The sequence below is a fragment of the Limnohabitans sp. MMS-10A-178 genome (genome assembly GCF_003063375.1).
Taxonomy (GTDB): Bacteria; Pseudomonadota; Gammaproteobacteria; order Burkholderiales; family Burkholderiaceae_C; genus Limnohabitans_A.
Map to the genome: position 1 here is coordinate 243275 of NZ_NERY01000003.1, position 17727 is coordinate 261001.

Annotated in this window: 21 protein-coding genes; 18 read left to right on the top strand and 3 right to left on the bottom strand. The window is 48.2% G+C overall.

Annotated features, from left to right (window positions below):
* The first annotated feature begins 33 nt into the window (after nucleotides 1-33).
* From B9Z32_RS12900 to B9Z32_RS12910, 3 genes are read left to right on the top strand one after another with little or no spacing between them, the layout of a single operon-like run.
* Entirely contained in the window at nucleotides 34-975 is a 942-nt protein-coding gene (locus tag B9Z32_RS12900) for an NAD(P)-dependent oxidoreductase (protein WP_108421826.1), read from the top strand.
* Between the two features lie 4 nt (nucleotides 976-979).
* A complete protein-coding gene (locus B9Z32_RS12905) occupies nucleotides 980-1441 on the top strand; it encodes a VOC family protein (RefSeq protein WP_108421904.1) in 462 nt (153 codons plus the stop codon).
* Between the two features lie 3 nt (nucleotides 1442-1444).
* Entirely contained in the window at nucleotides 1445-2686 is a 1242-nt protein-coding gene (locus tag B9Z32_RS12910; protein WP_108421827.1) for an FAD-dependent monooxygenase, read from the top strand.
* On the opposite strand, the gene B9Z32_RS12915 is transcribed toward B9Z32_RS12910, so the two are convergent.
* Nucleotides 2678-3601, bottom strand: coding sequence for a LysR family transcriptional regulator (locus B9Z32_RS12915; RefSeq protein ID WP_108421828.1), 924 nt, complete (start codon nucleotides 3599-3601; stop codon nucleotides 2678-2680). The two genes, B9Z32_RS12910 and B9Z32_RS12915, sit on opposite strands and share 9 nt — an antisense overlap.
* Nucleotides 3602-3773: 172 nt before the next feature.
* On the opposite strand from B9Z32_RS12915, the gene B9Z32_RS12920 reads away from it, so the two are divergent.
* The 13 genes from B9Z32_RS12920 to B9Z32_RS12980 all read left to right on the top strand — a co-directional run bounded on the left by B9Z32_RS12920 (nucleotide 3774) and on the right by B9Z32_RS12980 (nucleotide 14580).
* Nucleotides 3774-4847: an Ldh family oxidoreductase gene (locus B9Z32_RS12920; protein ID WP_108421829.1), complete on the top strand. Its 1074-nt coding sequence runs from the start codon at nucleotides 3774-3776 to the stop codon at nucleotides 4845-4847.
* Nucleotides 4848-4901: 54 nt separating this feature from the next.
* Nucleotides 4902-5321: a cupin domain-containing protein gene (locus B9Z32_RS12925; RefSeq protein WP_108421830.1), complete on the top strand. Its 420-nt coding sequence runs from the start codon at nucleotides 4902-4904 to the stop codon at nucleotides 5319-5321.
* A gap of 23 nt (nucleotides 5322-5344) precedes the next feature.
* A complete protein-coding gene (locus B9Z32_RS12930) occupies nucleotides 5345-6115 on the top strand; it encodes a transporter substrate-binding domain-containing protein (protein ID WP_146179492.1) in 771 nt (256 codons plus the stop codon).
* Nucleotides 6116-6189: 74 nt separating this feature from the next.
* The gene (locus B9Z32_RS12935; protein ID WP_108421832.1) at nucleotides 6190-6975 is read left to right on the top strand and encodes an SDR family NAD(P)-dependent oxidoreductase; all 786 of its coding nucleotides are present in this window, start codon (nucleotides 6190-6192) and stop codon (nucleotides 6973-6975) included.
* Nucleotides 6976-7100: 125 nt separating this feature from the next.
* A complete protein-coding gene (locus tag B9Z32_RS12940) occupies nucleotides 7101-7559 on the top strand; it encodes a (2Fe-2S)-binding protein (protein WP_108421833.1) in 459 nt (152 codons plus the stop codon).
* Nucleotides 7556-9742 (top strand): xanthine dehydrogenase family protein molybdopterin-binding subunit, encoded by a 2187-nt coding sequence (locus B9Z32_RS12945; protein ID WP_108421834.1) that lies wholly within the window; start codon nucleotides 7556-7558, stop codon nucleotides 9740-9742. Before B9Z32_RS12940 ends, B9Z32_RS12945 begins: the two co-directional genes overlap by 4 nt.
* A gap of 20 nt (nucleotides 9743-9762) precedes the next feature.
* Nucleotides 9763-10248, top strand: coding sequence for a thiosulfate oxidation carrier protein SoxY (locus B9Z32_RS12950; protein WP_158268218.1), 486 nt, complete (start codon nucleotides 9763-9765; stop codon nucleotides 10246-10248).
* Nucleotides 10245-10565 carry a thiosulfate oxidation carrier complex protein SoxZ gene (gene soxZ, locus B9Z32_RS12955; RefSeq protein WP_108421836.1) on the top strand — a complete coding sequence of 107 codons (321 nt, stop codon included), beginning with the start codon at nucleotides 10245-10247 and terminating at the stop codon, nucleotides 10563-10565. Before B9Z32_RS12950 ends, soxZ begins: the two co-directional genes overlap by 4 nt.
* A 3-nt stretch (nucleotides 10566-10568) precedes the next feature.
* Complete coding sequence (locus tag B9Z32_RS12960) at nucleotides 10569-11444, top strand: alpha/beta fold hydrolase (RefSeq protein ID WP_233248314.1); 876 nt, start codon at nucleotides 10569-10571, stop codon at nucleotides 11442-11444.
* An 18-nt stretch (nucleotides 11445-11462) separates the two neighbouring features.
* A complete protein-coding gene (locus tag B9Z32_RS12965; RefSeq protein ID WP_108421837.1) occupies nucleotides 11463-11978 on the top strand; it encodes a DUF2796 domain-containing protein in 516 nt (171 codons plus the stop codon).
* A complete protein-coding gene (locus B9Z32_RS12970; RefSeq protein ID WP_108421838.1) occupies nucleotides 11975-12679 on the top strand; it encodes an ATP-binding cassette domain-containing protein in 705 nt (234 codons plus the stop codon). Before B9Z32_RS12965 ends, B9Z32_RS12970 begins: the two co-directional genes overlap by 4 nt.
* A complete protein-coding gene (locus tag B9Z32_RS12975; RefSeq protein ID WP_158268219.1) occupies nucleotides 12666-13967 on the top strand; it encodes an ABC transporter permease in 1302 nt (433 codons plus the stop codon). Before B9Z32_RS12970 ends, B9Z32_RS12975 begins: the two co-directional genes overlap by 14 nt.
* Nucleotides 13968-13998: 31 nt before the next feature.
* The gene (locus B9Z32_RS12980; protein ID WP_158268220.1) at nucleotides 13999-14580 is read left to right on the top strand and encodes a DUF3299 domain-containing protein; all 582 of its coding nucleotides are present in this window, start codon (nucleotides 13999-14001) and stop codon (nucleotides 14578-14580) included.
* Nucleotides 14581-14673: 93 nt separating this feature from the next.
* Here B9Z32_RS12980 and B9Z32_RS12985 read toward each other — a convergent pair whose 3' ends face one another.
* Both B9Z32_RS12985 and B9Z32_RS12990 read right to left on the bottom strand, forming a co-directional pair.
* The gene (locus B9Z32_RS12985) at nucleotides 14674-15591 is read right to left on the bottom strand and encodes a phosphotransferase enzyme family protein (RefSeq protein ID WP_108421841.1); all 918 of its coding nucleotides are present in this window, start codon (nucleotides 15589-15591) and stop codon (nucleotides 14674-14676) included.
* On the bottom strand, nucleotides 15578-15811 hold the full coding sequence (locus B9Z32_RS12990; RefSeq protein ID WP_108421842.1) for a helix-turn-helix domain-containing protein: 234 nt from the start codon (nucleotides 15809-15811) through the stop codon (nucleotides 15578-15580). Before B9Z32_RS12990 ends, B9Z32_RS12985 begins: the two co-directional genes overlap by 14 nt.
* A 101-nt stretch (nucleotides 15812-15912) precedes the next feature.
* Here B9Z32_RS12990 and B9Z32_RS12995 point away from each other — a divergent pair, with 101 nt between their 5' ends.
* Together B9Z32_RS12995 and B9Z32_RS13000 are read left to right on the top strand one after the other, a co-directional pair.
* Nucleotides 15913-16584, top strand: coding sequence for a hypothetical protein (locus B9Z32_RS12995; RefSeq protein WP_146179493.1), 672 nt, complete (start codon nucleotides 15913-15915; stop codon nucleotides 16582-16584).
* A complete protein-coding gene (locus B9Z32_RS13000; protein ID WP_108421844.1) occupies nucleotides 16574-17641 on the top strand; it encodes an Ldh family oxidoreductase in 1068 nt (355 codons plus the stop codon). Before B9Z32_RS12995 ends, B9Z32_RS13000 begins: the two co-directional genes overlap by 11 nt.
* Nucleotides 17642-17727: the final 86 nt, after the last annotated feature.

A 17727-nucleotide genomic window follows, 5' to 3' on the forward strand; every position in this document is an offset into this window, starting at 1 on the left:
ATAGTTTAGCGTATCGTGAATTTAGGAGATCAAATGAACACTCAAAAAATCAAAAAAGTTTCAACACCCAAAGTGGCTTTGGAGCGAATCGGCTTTTTGGGCCTAGGCATCATGGGCTCTGCCATGGCAGAGAACTTGATTCGGGCTGGATTTCAAGTCTCAGGATTTGACCCAAGTGCGAAGGCGCGCCAACAACTCAAAGCGGCCGGGGGAAAACCCTGCCGTGATGCCGCCGAACTGGTGGGTTCTGTTCAGGTGGTCATCAGCTCTTTGCCCAATGCAGCAGCCTTGAAAGACAGCGCAGAAGTTCTGGCCACTGCGGGTCAGAAAGGCTTGTTGGTCATTGAAACCAGCACCCTTGACCCCCGCGACAAGGAAGCAGCTCGCGCGAAAGTAGCCAAGAGCGGTGTTGTGTTGCTCGATTGCCCCTTGTCCGGTACGGGCGCACAAGCCAAGCGCAAGGACCTCACGGTTTATGCCAGCGGCTCCAAGGCAGACATTCGTCGGCTGGTGCCCGTGTTTGAAGGTTTTTCCAAAGCGCATTTCGACTTAGGCGCATTTGGCAATGGCATGAAAATGAAATTGATGGCCAATTTGCTCGTGGCCATTCACAACGTCTCTACGGCTGAAGCACTTTTGTTGGGCCAACGCTGGGGCATCTCGCCTCGCAAAGCTGTGGAGGTGCTCAGTGATGGTGCGGGTGGGTCCAGAATGCTGCAGGTACGCGGCCCCTTCATGGAAGATGAAGGCTGGAAAGAGGTCACCATGAAAATCTCTGTCTGGCAAAAGGACATGTATCTCATTTCACAGGCATTGGCCGAAACTCAGGTAGCAGCGCCCTTGTTTGCTGCCACGGTGCCCATTTACAACGCGGCCATGGGTATGGGACACGCAAGTCATGACACCGCGGCAGTATTTGATGTGTTGTCGCGCATGTGTTCGGAGCCTACCAAGAGTGCTTCCAAAAAAAGGTGATCTCATGAAACTGTCGCTGAATCATTTTTCAATTCGCACCCTTGATCTGGCTGCAACCAAAAATTTTTATGTTTCTTTGCTAGGTCTGGTTGATGGGCCGAGACCAGAGTTTCCTTTTCCAGGTCATTGGCTTTATCAAGGACCTACGGATGTTTACACCAATGCTGCGGTGCACATCATTGGCATTGATCGAAACGACGCATCTGGTTTGAAGCAGTACTTAGGCGATCGGGAAGAGAGCCAACTGACAGGCAGTGGCGCATTGGACCACGTTGCTTTTTTTGCCACCGATCTGGCAGGCATGCTCGATCGTTTGACAAAGATGGGCATAGAAGCTAGGCGTCGGGACGTTCCTGGGCTTGGTTTGCACCAATTGTTTTTGGACGATCCCAACGGCATTGTGGTGGAACTTAACTACTCATTTGCAGAAAAGCAAGCCTTAGGCACAATGTCAGCCGGCGCTTAAGTCATGGCACGTATTCTGGTTGCCGGTGGTTCGCTCGGTGGTTTGTTCGTGGCCAATATGTTGCTGCGTGACGGTCATGATGTTCGAGTGCTTGAGAAAGTCAAAGGCTCCATGAATGGTCGCGGGGCCGGCATTGTGTCGCACGATGCGCTTGTCAACGCCCTAGAGCTTTTGGACCTCGATGTGCAATCGACCCTTGGCGTCTTGGTCCCGGGCCGAGTATTGCTTGATGGTTCTGGCAATGCTTCACAAAAACTGGAAATGCCCCAAGTGCTTACATCTTGGAGTCGTCTGTATCAAATTTTGCTCGATTCTTTCCCGACTGACCGATACCTTCAAGGTGTGGCTGTCCAACGGGTTGAGCAAGATGAAAGCGAGGTACGTGTTTTTGCCTTAAAAGAAAATGTTGAGTTGACATTTGAGGCTGATCTGTTGATCGCAAGCGACGGAATTCGCTCGAGCATTCGCCAACAGGTGTTTCCAAATACTCAACCCAATTACGCTGGCTATATTGCTTGGCGTGGGGTTTGCGAAGAGTCCTTGCTGTCCGACTTCACCTTGAACTCTTTGTTTGACTACTTTGGTTTTTGTGTGCCTGCTGATGAGCAAATCATTGGTTATCCGGTTGCTGGCCCCAATAACGATACCCGAAGGGGTCAACGTGCTTACAACTTTGTTTGGTATCGCCCAATGCCTTATGGCGATCAACTTGGCAATATTCTGACAGACGCCGATGGCAATCATTACCCTCAGGGTATTCCACCTAACAAAGTATCTTGGCGGCAGATAGCCAAGGCGCGCGAGGATGCGCGCCATTTGTTATCACCTCAGTTTGCTGAAATTCTAGAGAAAACAGCTCAACCATTTTTGCAGCCCATCTACGATCTGGCCTCAGACCAAGTTGTTTCGGGCCGCATCGCCATCATGGGAGATGCAGCATTTGTAGCGCGCCCTCACATTGGCATGGGCGTTACCAAAGCAGCAGAGGATGCAGCGGCCATCTCGGATTCAATTCGCTTGCATGGTGCCTCTTCGCAGGCACTGCTTGCTTATTCGGATCAACGCTTGCGTGCTGGCCAGTTAGCCATTCAGCGGGCTCGTTGGCTTGGTGATTACATCAAGTCGGCCGACTCTTCGAGTCAGGCCATTTCACATCGGCAGCATTTGATGGTGAGCGAAACGGCCATTGACTTGGGCCGTTATGGACATCTGTCTACCTTCAAAGAAATTCAGCTATCACTTTGATGGTGAATGCAGACCAGACAAACTGAAAACATCTTCCGCAATGAGTCGACGGAATTGTTGCTCGACCATTTCCCTTACCAAAACAGCTGACTGATTGTGGTTTTTATCTTTTCGCGAGGCTAGAACAAGCAAGCGGTTGAGCTGAACGCCAGTGATTTCAGACATGACAACATCCGTGCTGAGGCCAATTTCCTTAAATGCAGAGACTGGCATGATGGTTGCCCATTTTCCCCTCAAGACCAACTCACGGATAGAGTCTACCGAATCAATCAGGGCTGTGACCGACAACTTTTTGCCGATGGGAAAAAGTTGCTTCTCTACAAGTTCATAGTGCAATGTGGTCATCAGCAAGGGGATTCGTTCAAGTTGCTGTATCGAAACTGTTGCTCGCATCTTCATGCGTGAATGAGATACCAAAGCAAAAGGCTCACCCAGTAGGGGGGTGAAGTTTAAGCTTCTGTTTGTTTCAGGATTGGTGACCACGGCCATTTCAATCATCCCGCGCTCCAACCAATCAAGCAATGTTGGCGTGAAGGCTTCACGAGTTTTGAGTTCAAGATTAGGAAGAGTCTCCAGGCATTGCTCAAAGAGACGGGGTAACATGATCCGCGACAGGGTTGGTGGCATTCCCAAGAAAACCGTTGAGCGTTTGTCTGTTAACTTAAAAGCTAATTTTTCTCGTACTCTTTCCACTTCTTTAATGATCAGATTGGCTGATTCATAGAGGGTGACACCTGCCTGAGTGAGCCTTACTCCCCGAGGTAGTCGCAACAACAACGAGACCCCCAAATCGGCCTCTAAGTCACGAATTTGGCGTGTCAGCGCTGGTTGGGCAATTGGTATAGCTAACGCGGCAGCCGTAAAACTACCAGCGTCGGCGATAGCCACGAAATAGCGGAGTGCTTTGAGGTTCATAGAGCTTTGAGTTTCAATTATCCATACCGTAATGATATGGCATAGGGGGAATTTGGTATTGGATCGAAGGGTTTTCCGTTTCTATAATAAATTTGAAATGCCTTATCGACACTCGGTTTGACAAGGCAAAAGACACCCTTCATTCCAATGAATTTTTAAGTTTTTTGACCTTATGGCTACCAACACATCCAATATTTCAGTTTCGTATTCGAACTTGCGAGACTTCATTCACTCAGCCATGCTCAGCCAAGGCTTGCCTGATGGCGATGCCTTGAAGGTCGCTAGCCTCATGGCGGAGGCCGATATGCAAGGTTCTGACGGTCATGGTGTGATCAGACTGCCGCAATACATCAAACGAATTCGTGCTGGCGGTATTAACAAGAATCCAAATATTCGAGTTGTCAATGAAATGCCTGGCTCAGCGGTTGTTGACGGCGACAATGCCATGGGTCATCTGGTTGTCTCGCATGCCGTCGATTTGGCCATCGAAAAGGCACGTCACTGTGGCGTGGCTTGGGTGAGTACGCGCATGAGCAATCATGCTGGCCCTGCATCGCTTTATTCGCGCAAAACACTCCAACACGATATGTTGGGTTTGTATTTTGCGGTCGGCAACGCCAACCACTTACCTCCGTGGGGTGGCTCTGACATGCTGTTGTCGACCAATCCAATTTCTGCAGCCATTCCTGGCGCGGAAGAACCGCCGGTTGTTCTTGACATGGCCACAACTGTGGCTGCATATGGAAAAGTCAAGGCCAAAGCCAAGCGCGGTGAACAGATGCCCGTGGGATGGATGATTGATCGACAAGGCCAACCCTTGACAGATCCCAATCGAGCAAACGAGGGCTTCTTGTTGCCGATTGGTGATTACAAAGGCTATGGATTGGCCCTCATTGTGGGCATGCTGGCTGGCACCTTAGGCGGCGCAGCCATGGGTCGAGATGTGGTTGACTTCAATGCCGACCATGTCACGACCACCAACACGGGACAGGCCATTCTCGTGATCAACCTCGCCGCATTTGGTGACCCTGCTGTGTTCAAACACGCCGTAGACAAACTGGTGCGTGAAATTCGCGAAAGTGAAAGACTGCCCGGGGTTGAGCGCATTTGGTTGCCTGGAGAGCAAAGCCATGAAAAACGCCAAGCCTACGAGACTCAGGGTATTCCTGTTGCCCCATTTTTAATTGATGAGTTGAATCTTTTGGCTGCAGAGATGAAAATTAAGCCTATCGTCACGATGGCGTAGACAAATTCTATTCGCACCTAAAATGAACCTATTACATTTTGAAAGGAAATCACAATGACAACTTCCACAGAATACCGTCCTATTGTTTTGAAACCCGACCAACTCAAAAGCCATGACCGTGGTGGTGGTGCCAAAACAATACCGCTCGTTTCTCCAGCCATTGGCGCCTCAACTTTCATCAATGGCATTACCGAATTCGGACCCAGCGCAGCCATCGCTTTTCACAGCCACAACTGTGAAGAGAGTGTCATGCTGCTGGAAGGCAATGCAGTGCTAGAGATGGAAGGTCATGAATCAGTCGTTCTTAAAAAACACGACACAACGTGGCTTCCTGCCAACCTCTCACATCGTTTTCGCAATCTCTCAGACACTGAATCGATGAAGATCCTTTGGATTTATGCCAATGCGCAGGCCACCCGCAAGCTCACAGAGACTGGTGAGACGCGTTTTGTATACGCTGAGCACAAAAGCTAAGGAGTGTCTCCAGTTTAGGCTGGGTGTCAGCTTTACTTAAACTCAATCACCCAGTACAAGGAATTGCGATGAATGCTCAACAGGCTTTAGCGCCAACTGGAAAGTTGCGCGCTGGTATGAATATCGGCAACACCCTTTTTACCCGCCAAAATGAAGCGGGTGAATTGTTTGGCGTGAGTGTCGACCTGATGCAAGAACTGGCCAAGAGTCTGGATGTTCCACTTGAGTTGCTTGTTTACCAGCAACCGGGTCAGGTGGCTGATGATGCTCTCAATGACAAATGGGACGTTGCTATTTTGGCCATTGAAAAAACCAGAGCCAAAACTATTATTTTTTCGCCTGGCATGACCGAAATCGAAGCTGGTTATGTTGTCCAACAAAACTCAAGTTTTGAGTTGGCGGATCAAGTTGATTCAATTGGAATCAAAATTGCAGCACCTGAAAAAGCAGGCTATGAACGTTATTTGATGACCACATTGAAAAATGCGTCAATTGTTCACACTCAAAACTTTGCAGGTTCTCTTGAGTTATTTAACCAAAATCAAGTTGATGCAGTGGCAGGGCTGAAGCCGAATCTGATTGAATCAATGCATCTATTGCCCACGGGCAAGTTGTTGCAGGGCAACTTCATGACTGTCAATCATGGATTTTCAGTTCCACTTGGAAGAGTTGAAGCAGCTGCTTATTTAGAAAAGTTTGTCAAGCAGTTGATAGAAAAAAGCTTTGTTGACAGCTCTATCAAAAAGCATCAGATCATCGGTTTGACAGCCATCAAACCATTGCACAATCCTTGAGCATCATTGGCTCTGCTGCTTAAGCGTTAACTCCACACTCAAGCATAACAATATTCCAAAAAGGTATTTCGCGCATGAGTCAAATTTCATACGGTCTGGGGGGTAAGGTTTGCCTCATCACGGGAGGAGCGCAAGGCATTGGTGAAGCGTGTGTGCGTCTCTTTGTAGAAGATGGTGCGCGTGTTGTCTTTGTGGATATTCACAAGGCAAAGGGTGAAGCCCTTCAAGCACAGTTGCAGCAACAAGGACACGACGTTTTGTTTATGGCCTGTGACATTGGCAGCAAAGCTGAAGTCGAATCTCTGTTGAGCAAAGTGATAGAAAGGCTGGGCCAAATCGACGTCTTGATCAGCAATGCAGGCATCTTCAAAGCAGCTCCTTTTTTGGAAGTGACAGAAGCCGATTTTGATGAGGTTTTGAGGGTTAATTTAAAGGGTGCATTTTTAATTGGCCAAGCAGTTGCGCGCGTCATGAAGACGCAAGGCGGAGGCGCCATTGTTCACATGAGCTCAGTCAACGGCGTATTGGCCATCCCTGAAATTGCTTCTTACAACGTTAGCAAGGGTGGCCTCAACCAGCTCACCAGGGCAATGGCCTTGGCATTGGTCGACGACGGTATTCGGGTTAACGCGGTAGCACCCGGTACCATTGCCACTGAATTGGCCAACAAGGCGGTTTTGACAAGTGAAGAAGCTCGCCAAAAAATTCTTGGCCGAACACCCATGAAGCGATTGGGCAATCCTGCTGAAGTGGCCCATGTGGTGGCATTTTTAGCCTCTGACGCAGCCAGTTACATCACCGGCGAGGTGATTACTGTCGATGGCGGAAGGATGGCCCTGAACTACACCGTCAAGGTCTGATCGGCACCGTGTCCTTAATAGCTTAGACAACCCCGCAATTCTCAGGGACATCCGTGTTTATTTCTTGAGCTTTTTTTAAAAAGAGCTTCAAATGCTTTCTACATTAAATTTTGGAGCCCCGCCCTATGAAGCTGTCTGTCAACGGAAAGAGTCATACGCTCGATGTAGAACCCGAAATGCCCTTGTTGTGGGCTTTGCGTGACGAACTCAACATCAAAGGGCCAAAGTTTGGTTGTGGCGTTGCACTGTGTGGGTCTTGCACGGTGCTTTTGAACGGGGAGCCTGTTCGGTCTTGCTCTTACCCAGTCTCAGTTGCTGCTGGCCAAAAGGTGGTCACCATTGAAGGCTTGGCAGACAAAGGTAAAATGCATGCCGTACAACAAGCTTGGATTGAGCACCAAGTACCTCAGTGTGGCTATTGCCAAGGGGGTCAAATTTTGGCTGCTGTGGCCTTGCTCAAGAAAAAGCCCAAACCCACCGATCAAGACATCGATGCTGCCATGACCAACATCTGCCGTTGTGGCACTTATGCCCGCGTTCGAGCCGCCATTCATTCCGTGGCCAAGAAGGGAGGCCGCGCATGACTACGCATTCCAACTCTGGTCATTCAGTGGCAGACCATTCGGGCATGGACCGGCGACACTTTCTAAAGGTTTCTGGCACTGCCAGTGCTGGCATGTCTTTGGGCTTTTTCTTGCCTGAGCGTGCTCACGCAGCAGATACACCACAACTCAATGTGTGGATAGAAATTGAACCCAACAACACCATCGTGATTCGCTATGCGCGAGCAGAAATGGGGCAGGGCAGCATGACTTCTGCACCCATGATGATTGCGGAAGAACTGGAAGCCGATTGGAAAAAAGTTCGCGTTGAATATGCAACAGCGCATGAAAACTTGCGCACCAAACGCGCCTATGGCGACATGGCATCGGTGGGCAGTCGCACCATTCGCCACTCACAAGAGTACTTGCGCAAAGCAGGTGCTACAGCCAGAGAGATGCTGATTGCTTCAGCTGCCCAAAAATGGAACGTACCGGCAAGCGAGTGCAAGTCCTCTTTAAGTAGGGTTACTCATGCCCCTAGCAAACGCTCTTTGACTTATGGTCAATTGGCAGCTGATGCAGCCAAGTTGGATGCGCCTAAAAATGTTCAGTTGAAAGATCCCAAAAATTGGACTCTTATTGGTAAGTCAATTCCGCGCGTCGACATCCCAGAGATTGTGCTTGGTCAGCGCAGTTATGGCATTGATACGCAGCTGCCTGGCATGTTGCATGCGGCAGTGGCTGCTTGCCCCGTGTTCAATGGCAAAGTTAAATCTTTCGATGCCTCTAAGGTGGAAAATCGCCGCGGCATTGTCAAGGTTTTAAACATGGGCGAATTTGTGGCGGTGGTTGCTGACAACTGGTGGCGCGCCAAAGAGGCCTTGCGTGAAGTTGCTGTCGATTGGGATGTGGGCGAGCACGGTACCCTCACTAGCGCGGCCATCATGGCTCACTTCAAGGCTGGCATGGAGCAAAGTGAATTGGCTGTGGCGCGCAATGATGGCAATACACCAGACGCACTTTCTAAATCGGCCAAAGTGGTAGAGGCTGAATACTTCACGCCTTACTTGGCGCATGCCACCATGGAGCCTATGGTGTGCACAGCATGGTTGCAGGGTGACAAACTTGAAGTTTGGTCTTCCACTCAAAATCCAGAGGCCACATTGGCCGTCAGCGCAGCCACTGCGGGTGTACCGCAAGCCAATGTGAAAGTTCACCCTGTGCAATTGGGCGGTGGTTTGGGTCGAAAAAGTCCCCAAGACTTTACACGCCAAGCTGTCATGATTGCCAAGGCCATGGCTGGAAAGCCTGTCAAAATGTTGTGGTCGCGTGAAGAAGAAATTCAACATGGACTGTATCGGCCAGCCAGTTTGATGCGTTTCAAAGGTGGCCTGAATGCCAATGGCAAAGTGGAGGCCTTGCACATTCGTGTTAGCGCACCCTCTATTTTGGCCACCCTTTTGAAGTTGCCTTTGCCTCGCGGTGTTGATGGTCAGGCAGTGGCAAGTTTCAGCGATCATCCCTACGATATACCCAACACCTTGGTCGATTATGCCCAGCGCAATACCAATGTGCCCGTCGGTTTTTGGCGTACGGTTGGGCATTCACAAAATCCATTTGGCCGTGAATGCTTCATTGACGAATTGGCAATAGCGGCAGGCAAAGATCCTGTGGCTTTCCGTTTGGACATGTTGCCTAACACCGAAAAATCGAAGCGCGACAGAAGTATTTTGGAAGCCGTAACCAAAGCTGCAGCTTGGGGCAGCCAATTGCCCAATGGCGTGTTTCGCGGTGTGGCTGAAACAGAGGGCTATGGCAGTTGGACAGCGTGTGTGTGCGAAGTTTCTGTGAACGCCAAAAACGAAGTCAAGATTCACCGTGTGGTGATTGGCATTGACCCTGGCTATGCGGTCAACCCAGACAACATCGTGGCTCAATTTCAGGGCAGTGTGGTGCATGGTTTGACGGCTATTTTTTGGGGCGAAAACACCATCAAAGAAGGCCGTGTTGAGCAATCCAATTTCCACGACTACCGCATGATGCGTTTGAACGAGATGCCCAAAGTAGAAGTGGTCATTGCACCTACCGGTGGATTCTGGGGTGGCGTTGGCGAGCCTGCGCAAGCGCCCTTGGCACCCGCACTCGTCAACGCCATTTCTGCAGCCATGGGCAAGCGCATTCGTTCATTGCCCCTCAAGAACCACGGATTGACCCTGAAGGTTTAATGAACTGCAAGCATGAAGCCATGAAGCTTGAAAGTCGGGTTAGACGCAAGGGACTTCGTAGCCTCTTGCTGGCAGGGTTTTCTATGCCTTGGTTATTCAGTGGAGTTGCACTCGCGCAACGGATGAACTCAGGCCGTTTGCTTTCATTGAATGAAATGGTGCAGCCCATTGTCAAAGGTGCCATTCTTCTCAACAAAGATTTGCAGATTGAAGCGCCACTGTTGGCCGACAATGGTTCTTTGGTGCCCATTCAAATTCAAGTTCAAAGCCCCATGTCTGAGCAAGATCATGTGACACAGATTTATTTGTTGTCACAGCGAAATCCGGTTACTCAAATGGCTGTTTTTCAATTGGGTCCATGGAATGGTCGTGCGGAGGTCAGTACGCGTGTGCGATTGGCTGGTACGCAAGAAGTGATTGCCTTGGCCCGCTTGTCGAATGGTGAATTCAGATACAAGCAGATGGAAATCATTGTGACTGAATCAGCTTGCGTGGATGCATCATGAGCATTGCCCGCGTTCACTGGCCAGAGAAGGTTCGATCAGGCGAAGTATTTAAAGTGCGCTTGCTCATTCAGCACCCCATGGAGACGGGCTATTTGCAAGACTTGACAGGCAAGGTGGTTCCTAGAAATATCATCCAATTGTTAACTTGCCATTTGGGCAATCAGGAGGTCTTTCGAATTGAGCCTTCATCGGGTATTTCCGCCAATCCATTTTTTGAGTTTTTCCTGCGCGCCACAATGACTGCTGAATTCAAGGTTCAGTGGGTAGACGACAAGGGCGTCAAAGGCCAGCATCTTCAAATTTTGAATGTGGTGTAGTCTGTGTTGCAGCATTTGCCGTTGTTAAGCGTTGAGCGAGAAGGTGTGCGTCTTCATACGCGCTCTGTGGGGTCTGGTTCGCCTTTGCTGTTGATGCATGGCCATCCTCAAAGCATGGTCATGTGGCACAAGGTGCTTCCCATTCTGGCCAAACAGCACACCTTGGTTTTGATGGATTTGCGCGGTTACGGTGATTCATCCAGACCCAAAGCTGATTCTCAGCATCTCAACCACAGCAAGCGCGAAATGGCCTCAGACGCAATGGCTGTGATGGAGGCTTATGGCTTTGAGCAATTTGACGTATTGGCGCACGATCGTGGTGCCCGCGTTGCTCATCGCTTGGCAATAGATCATGCACACGCAGTTGGCCGATTGATGTTGTTGGACATTGCTCCCACATTGGCAATGTACGAAAATACCACGGAGGCCTTTGCGCGTGCCTATTGGCACTGGTTCGCACTCATTCAAGCTGCTCCCTTGCCAGAGGCACTGATAGACGCCAACCCTGCTCGCTATGTTCGGTCTGTAATGGGCGGAAGATTTGCAGGACTGGCACCTTTTTCGCCCATGGCTTTGGCTGAGTATGAGCGATGTGCGCTCATTCCTGGAACCAGTACCTCTATTTGTGAAGATTACCGAGCCAGTGCAGCTGTAGATTTGGAGCATGACCGCAAAGACGTGGCCTCTGACAATCGAGTTGTTCAGCCGCTTCGGGTTATTTGGGGAGAGCATGGTTCTGTGGGGCGCTGTTTTGATATGCTATCTTTGTGGCGCGAGCGAGCCAAGAATGTGAGTGGCATGGCCTTACCGTGCGGCCACTACCTGGCAGAGGAGTTGCCTGAAGCGGTAGCTGCTGAAGCTTTGAAATTTTTCAATTGAATCAAGGATATTGATGTTATGAAATTCTTCCTGACCCCCATAAGGGCAGTTCTGATAAGCGTTTTGAGTGCTTCATGGGCAATGCCTGCATTGGCGCAGCACTCACATGGCAAGGGCTCTCTTCAACTCAGTTTGAACGGCGATGTTCTTCAAGGCCAGTGGACCATGCCGATGGAGGCCTTGCTTGGCTTTGAACATTTGCCCAAAAACGCCGCGCAAACCGATGCTATGAACCAATTGCAGAAATCTCTGCAAAACGCCAGCTATTTCATTGAGCTGCCCACAGAGTCAAAATGTCAGCAATTGGAGGCCAAAGCTCAATCTGATATGTTTCAGGGCATCAAGGGAAAAGGGCACAGTGATTTGAACTATGAGTTCAAATTCAAGTGTGCCAATCCTCAAATGCTGACTAAATTTGAATTTCCTTTTTTCAAGTCACACATCCGTTCTAAGCAACTCAAGTTGGAATGGGTGTCTCAGGGTTCGCAGAAATCTGCCACGGTTCGATCCAGTAAGCCAACATTTTCACCATGACAATGAATGCGCTTGAACTGCGCCAAATTGAATTTGCTTGGCCAAATCAAACCAAGCCACTGTTTGTCATTCCCGAGCTCAGTTTGCAGCAAGGTCAAACCTTGTTCATTGGTGGCCCAAGTGGTTCAGGCAAATCAAGCTTGCTCAGTCTGATTGCCGGCATTCAATTGCCTCGAAAGGGCAGTTGCCAAGTGTTGGGTACCTCATTGAAACAACTGCCGTCCTCTGAGCGAGACCGATTCAGAGGCGAACATTTGGGCCTCATTTTTCAGCAATTCAATTTATTGCCTTTTTTAACTGTTGAAGAAAACATTGAATTACCCAGCAAGCTTTTTGCCAGTCGTTTACAAAAATCTACACAACTTTTTGGCAGTGTAAAAAGGCACATTGACACGCTTTGCACCGCGCTTCATTTGCAACCCTCATTGCGTCGTCGGCAGGCCCGCCTGTTGTCGGTAGGCGAGCAACAGCGGGTGGCTGCGGCCAGAGCGCTTCTGGGTTGCCCTGCACTGATTGTGGCCGATGAGCCTACCTCCGCACTGGATGAAGACAACAAATTAGATTTCTTGAACCTGTTGCTATCGACTGCCAGTGCCCAAAACACCAGCGTGGTGACGGTGAGCCACGACATGCGAATTGCTTCCAATTTCGACCATGTTTTCCAGATGCCAAAGATGGAGTCCAGCCATGTTTTGGCTTAATTTAGCTTGGAAGAGTGCCTGGTCGCGAAAATACTCTCTGAGCCTAGTGGCTGTTTCGGTATGTCTGTCAGTCATTGTTTTATTGGCTGTTCAGCAAATAAGGACAGATGCCAAACGCAGCTTTTCGAATGCCTTAAGCGGTGTCGATTTGGTGGTAGGCCCTAGAGGGAGTTCCACCGATTTACTTTTGTACAGCGTGTTTCAACTGGGCACGCCCACTCAAAACATGCTTTACGCAGATTTGAAGCGTATCAAGGAAATGCCTGCAGTGGCTTGGGCCATTCCCATTCAACTTGGGGACTCGCTGGATGGTTTCCCTGTAATGGGTACCTCCGTCGATTTCTTCAAGCACTATCGATCTGCGGGTCAGGCTTTGTCTTTTCAATCGGGCCAGGTCTTTCAAGATCCCCAAATGCATCCCACTGCGTTGATGCAAGTGGTGATAGGTTCAGAGGTGGCCAAGTCTAAAAATGCAAAACTCAAAGACAACTTTGCGCTGACACATGGCTACCAAGCCATAGAAGAAACCGTTCATTCTGATCATCCTTTTGAATTGGTAGGTATTTTGAAGCCAACCGGTACGCCGCTAGACAGATTGGTACTGATCAGCCTTGAGGCTTTTGAATCACTGCATGTGGGGTGGGGAATGGGCTTGAGGCCCTCTGCATTTGATACCCAAGCCAATGCTCAAAAAGATCTGCCCAATGTGGCTGAGCTCACCCCGTCTGAACTCACGGCAGTATGGGTCGGTCTGCATTCACGTGCCACAGTTTTTTCAGTGCGCAAAGCCATTGAGAGCTTGAAGCCCAATGCTGCCGCCTTGCCCCTTATGGCCGTCTTGCCTGGGGTTGCACTCGATGAATTGTGGCAAATTGTTCGGGTGGTAGAAAACGCACTCATTGTGATGGGCGCTTTGGTGGCTGTATGTTCATTGCTGGGTGTTGTATCGGTTCTTTTGGTTGGCTTGTCGGCGCGACGCAAAGAATTGGCCATTTACCGCTCTTTGGGTGCGGGGCCATACTCAATTTTCATGGCTGTGGCATGGGAGTCTTTCTTGGTGTGCGGGGCAGCTATTGCTGCAGGTGTGATGGGTACTCAGCTTTTGATTTTGATTTGCCAAGAGTTTCTGCTGCAAAATTTTGGCATTCAAACGCACAATGGCTGGCCCGAGCTGGATGCTTGGTATAGCATTGGTATGTTGCTGGTAGGGGCTTTGATGGCCAGCATGTTGCCTGCTTGGCGTGCCTACCGCATCTCATTGTCTGATGGTCTTCATCCACCTAGCTGAACCACTTGAACCACTTGAACCAAAAATCAAAATGACATCGAACCTCTTGAGAATCAACTTGATCAAACTGTGCTTTGCAGTTTGTCATTTGTTGTTGATGGGTTCTGTGTTGGCGCAAACACCAGGTTATCAAAAAATCACGTGGGACGATTTGTTGAACTTAGAGTGGTATCAACAAATGAAAAAAGACATGGCCAGTTATGGGCGCATGGCTTTTTTGAAGGATGGCTCAGAAGAAGCCGAAAAACTGATGGCCAGCATGCGCTCAAAATTGGACGAAGCACCTATTTCAACCAAGTACATCAATCAAAAAATTCGCATGCCAGGCTTTGTGGTGCCATTGGATGCGGTAAGAAATGGGCAGCGCGAATTTTTATTGGTGCCCTATTTTGGCGCCTGCATCCACACGCCACCACCACCCGCCAATCAAATTGTCTTGGTCACGCCGCATCCCAAACTCAATTTGTCAAAACCATTGGAAACGATGGAAGTGATTTGGGTAGAGGGAGAGCTAAAGGAGTCTAGAACCAAAACAGCTTCAGGTGTTTCGGGATATTCTTTAGAGGCTATACAGGTGTATCCCTATAAAGCTTTGCACAATACAAAAAAGTAATCTTCAACTGTATTCTTGCAAAAGACCAAACCTTTGTCTGAGTGTTAACGAACCCAGAAACATCTAACTGGTAAAACGATGATGGTGGCTGTTTTATTGTTTTTCTAAATAAGAAATGCAAATCTCAATGTTTGTTCTTGCCTCATCAGCATTTTCTAATCTATATTCCTCAGTCCAACTGCTTACCGGCCAAGTCATAACCTCTAAAGCTCGCATTTTCGTAAAAAAATCTATGTCGTTTCTGATTTTCTGTTCTGCGTTTGGAATGACTGATAAATATCCATTTAGTAAATTCTTGCGGCAATGTTTTGCAAATTTTGGATAATCCATTTCTGTATCTGCAATGGCTATACCTAAATCCCAAAATAAAATTCCTTTTCCGCACTCTCCAAAGTCAATTAAATATCCGTCATTGTCATTAACAATAACATTGTGCTTGTGTGTGTCCGAATGAATGATGCCCATCCATTCGTTTTGTTGCCAATATTCTTTAAATTTCTGCGAAATTTTGTCAATGTTGTGAAATGCAACTGATTTTTGTTTTTCCGTAAAAAAGTCTAGCAAAATTGGATTTGAAAATGGATTTATTACTCTTTCAATGTCCCAAGCTGGCGAGTCGTCATAATGCTGCCCTTTTGAAAACTGATGAAATTTGGCAAGGGTACTTCCATATGTAAAAAAGTCCTCTTTGCGATTAACTCTGGGATGATGCCCTTCAACATAACTCAATTGAACACCTTTTATGGTTTCACTGATATCAAAGAAGTTAATAGGTTTTTGGCTTGGAAAACCTTTGGTGTCCTTGTGCTTTTTTAAAAAATTCCACTCAAATTGAAGTTGTGTCTTTGAATAATTGGCTAAATCCACAAGTCGCAAGATGCTTTTTTGTGAGTCTTTGATTACTAAAAAAGTGGCAGCCTCAGGTCTGTTCGCAAGTGTTTTATATGAAAAGGAGTTATCCAAAAACTCTTTCAAAATTGATGTCCACTTTTCTACTTTATCTTTTTTCATATTGCTTCATTACGCCATAGCATTCAAAAGATCTGTGCTCAAGTCCTAATCTGTCAAAGACTTCAATTTTGCCACTTGCGTATCTAATCAGTCCCACTTTTTGTAATCGACCAGCAAATTCCGTCAAGCCTTCACGCCTCACACCCAACATGTTGGCAACCAGTTCTTGTGAGTTTTTGACTCGGCTAAGTGCAAACCCTCGGCAATCGACTTGACACATTAGGTGGGTGACTTAATATGAAATTTCTTTCATGTATGGGTAGCCGCCGTAGCTCCAATGTGTTGATTGAGCAGACTCGAAATTTAAGAATGAATAAAGAAATGCAACCCAAAATAGCATTGATACACGCCACTCGATTGGCCATTTCGCCAATTGAAAAAACTTTCCAAGATTACTGGCCTGAAGCCAACACATTCAACCTCTTGGATGAGGGCTTGCTGAAAGATATCGCTTGTTTAAGTTCGCAGGAAATGAACAAGCGCTTCCAGTCGCTGGCAAGTTATGCCACTGGCACAGGATGCGATGCCATTTTGTTTTCTTGTTCAGTTTTTGGTAGTGCCATTGACTCTGTGAAAAATGCATTTAATTTGCCCGTTTACAAACCCAACGAGGCCATGCTCGATTCAATTTACAAGCTGGCTCAAGAAAAACAAAATTTGAAAATGCTGGTGATGGGGACCTCGAAGTTGTCTGTTGATTCACTCAGTTCCGAAATTGGTGAATGGTCAAAAAATAATCATGCCTCGATCCAAATAGAAAAATTATTCATCGACAAGGCCTTTGAGTTGTTGGGCAAAGGTCAAATGGATTTGCACGATGCATTGATCATGGATGCAGTTAAAAAAAATCAGAACGCAGATCTGATTGTGTTTACCCAATTTTCGATGGCCAGTGCCTATCAACGATGCCAAGAAGTTTCTTCAGCGCCAATTTATAGCGCACCAATTATTGCGGTTCAAACTCTTCAAACAAGGATCACCCATGAACGCTAACCGTGTTTCATTCAATCAGTTAAAACAGTTCATTGCCAATTCAATGATCAAACTTGGCTTGCCCCCTGACGATGCACTCAAAGTGGGCCACATCATGGCCGAGGCAGACCTCCAAGGCTCTGACGGTCATGGTGTGATTCGTCTGCCCAGTTATGCCAAAAGAATCAAGGCGGGTGGCATCAATCTAAATCCATCCATGAAGCTTGTGAAAGAAAAAGCGGGCATGGCCGTTTTGGATGGCGACAACGCCATGGGCCATTTGGTCATGAAGCGCGCTGCTGAAATTGCCATTGAAAAGGCTAGAAATTGTGGCATTGCTTGGGTCGGTTCCCGATTCAGCAACCACGCCGGACCTGCATCGATCTATGCACGGATGCCCATGGAAAAAAACATGATTGGCATTTATTTCGCGGTAGGTGGGGCTAACCATACATCGCCTTGGGGTGGCCTTGACATGTTGTTGTCCACCAACCCCATTGCCATTGCAGTGCCAGCTAAAAATGAACCGCCGATGGTGCTGGACATGGCCACCACGGTCACCTCGTATGGCAAGATCAAAGTGAAGGCTCAAAAGGGTGAGTCAATGCCCGAAGGTTGGATGATTGATGAAAACGGTGCGCCCATCACCGACCCACACAAAACCGATGGCGGAATTATGTTGCCCATTGGAGGCTACAAAGGTTATGGCCTTCAATTGATGGTGGGGGTGTTGGCGGGCACCTTGAACGCTGCCGCCATGGGCTCGAGTGTGATTGATGGCAATGCCGATTTCGCTACCAAGTCCAATACGGGTCAGGCTATCTTGGCAATTGATTTAGATGCATTTGGTGACGTCGACGAGTTCAAGTTGCGCGTTGACCAGCTGTCGCGAGAAATGCGTGAAGGTAAAAAAATGCCCAACGTCAAGCGAATTTGGCTTCCCGGTGAGCAGAGTTATGAAAAGCGCAAATTGTATGAGCGGGATGGCATTGACCTGCACCCCAATTTGATTGCGCAGCTAGATGAGTTTGCTCATGCTCATCAGGTTCCAACTTTGATGCAAACCCCATCGTCTTAAGTATTTCTCAAGGAGTTCTAAATGACCAAAGCTAAGATCATATTTTTCTGCCTCTTTCTTTTTCATTCGCTGAGTTGGGGGCAAAG

What these genes read in the sequence shown, in the direction of transcription:
- B9Z32_RS12900 (WP_108421826.1), top strand. Translation starts at nt 34, where the DNA reads ATGAACACTCAAAAAATCAAAAAAGTTTCAACACCCAAAGTGGCTTTG.
- B9Z32_RS12905 (WP_108421904.1), top strand. Translation starts at nt 980, where the DNA reads ATGAAACTGTCGCTGAATCATTTTTCAATTCGCACCCTTGATCTGGCT.
- B9Z32_RS12910 (WP_108421827.1), top strand. Translation starts at nt 1,445, where the DNA reads ATGGCACGTATTCTGGTTGCCGGTGGTTCGCTCGGTGGTTTGTTCGTG.
- B9Z32_RS12915 (WP_108421828.1), bottom strand. Translation starts at nt 3,601, where the DNA reads ATGAACCTCAAAGCACTCCGCTATTTCGTGGCTATCGCCGACGCTGGT.
- B9Z32_RS12920 (WP_108421829.1), top strand. Translation starts at nt 3,774, where the DNA reads ATGGCTACCAACACATCCAATATTTCAGTTTCGTATTCGAACTTGCGA.
- B9Z32_RS12925 (WP_108421830.1), top strand. Translation starts at nt 4,902, where the DNA reads ATGACAACTTCCACAGAATACCGTCCTATTGTTTTGAAACCCGACCAA.
- B9Z32_RS12935 (WP_108421832.1), top strand. Translation starts at nt 6,190, where the DNA reads ATGAGTCAAATTTCATACGGTCTGGGGGGTAAGGTTTGCCTCATCACG.
- B9Z32_RS12940 (WP_108421833.1), top strand. Translation starts at nt 7,101, where the DNA reads ATGAAGCTGTCTGTCAACGGAAAGAGTCATACGCTCGATGTAGAACCC.
- B9Z32_RS12945 (WP_108421834.1), top strand. Translation starts at nt 7,556, where the DNA reads ATGACTACGCATTCCAACTCTGGTCATTCAGTGGCAGACCATTCGGGC.
- B9Z32_RS12950 (WP_158268218.1), top strand. Translation starts at nt 9,763, where the DNA reads ATGAAGCTTGAAAGTCGGGTTAGACGCAAGGGACTTCGTAGCCTCTTG.
- soxZ (WP_108421836.1), top strand. Translation starts at nt 10,245, where the DNA reads ATGAGCATTGCCCGCGTTCACTGGCCAGAGAAGGTTCGATCAGGCGAA.
- B9Z32_RS12965 (WP_108421837.1), top strand. Translation starts at nt 11,463, where the DNA reads ATGAAATTCTTCCTGACCCCCATAAGGGCAGTTCTGATAAGCGTTTTG.
- B9Z32_RS12970 (WP_108421838.1), top strand. Translation starts at nt 11,975, where the DNA reads ATGACAATGAATGCGCTTGAACTGCGCCAAATTGAATTTGCTTGGCCA.
- B9Z32_RS12975 (WP_158268219.1), top strand. Translation starts at nt 12,666, where the DNA reads ATGTTTTGGCTTAATTTAGCTTGGAAGAGTGCCTGGTCGCGAAAATAC.
- B9Z32_RS12980 (WP_158268220.1), top strand. Translation starts at nt 13,999, where the DNA reads ATGACATCGAACCTCTTGAGAATCAACTTGATCAAACTGTGCTTTGCA.
- B9Z32_RS12985 (WP_108421841.1), bottom strand. Translation starts at nt 15,591, where the DNA reads ATGAAAAAAGATAAAGTAGAAAAGTGGACATCAATTTTGAAAGAGTTT.
- B9Z32_RS12990 (WP_108421842.1), bottom strand. Translation starts at nt 15,811, where the DNA reads ATGTGTCAAGTCGATTGCCGAGGGTTTGCACTTAGCCGAGTCAAAAAC.
- B9Z32_RS12995 (WP_146179493.1), top strand. Translation starts at nt 15,913, where the DNA reads ATGCAACCCAAAATAGCATTGATACACGCCACTCGATTGGCCATTTCG.
- B9Z32_RS13000 (WP_108421844.1), top strand. Translation starts at nt 16,574, where the DNA reads ATGAACGCTAACCGTGTTTCATTCAATCAGTTAAAACAGTTCATTGCC.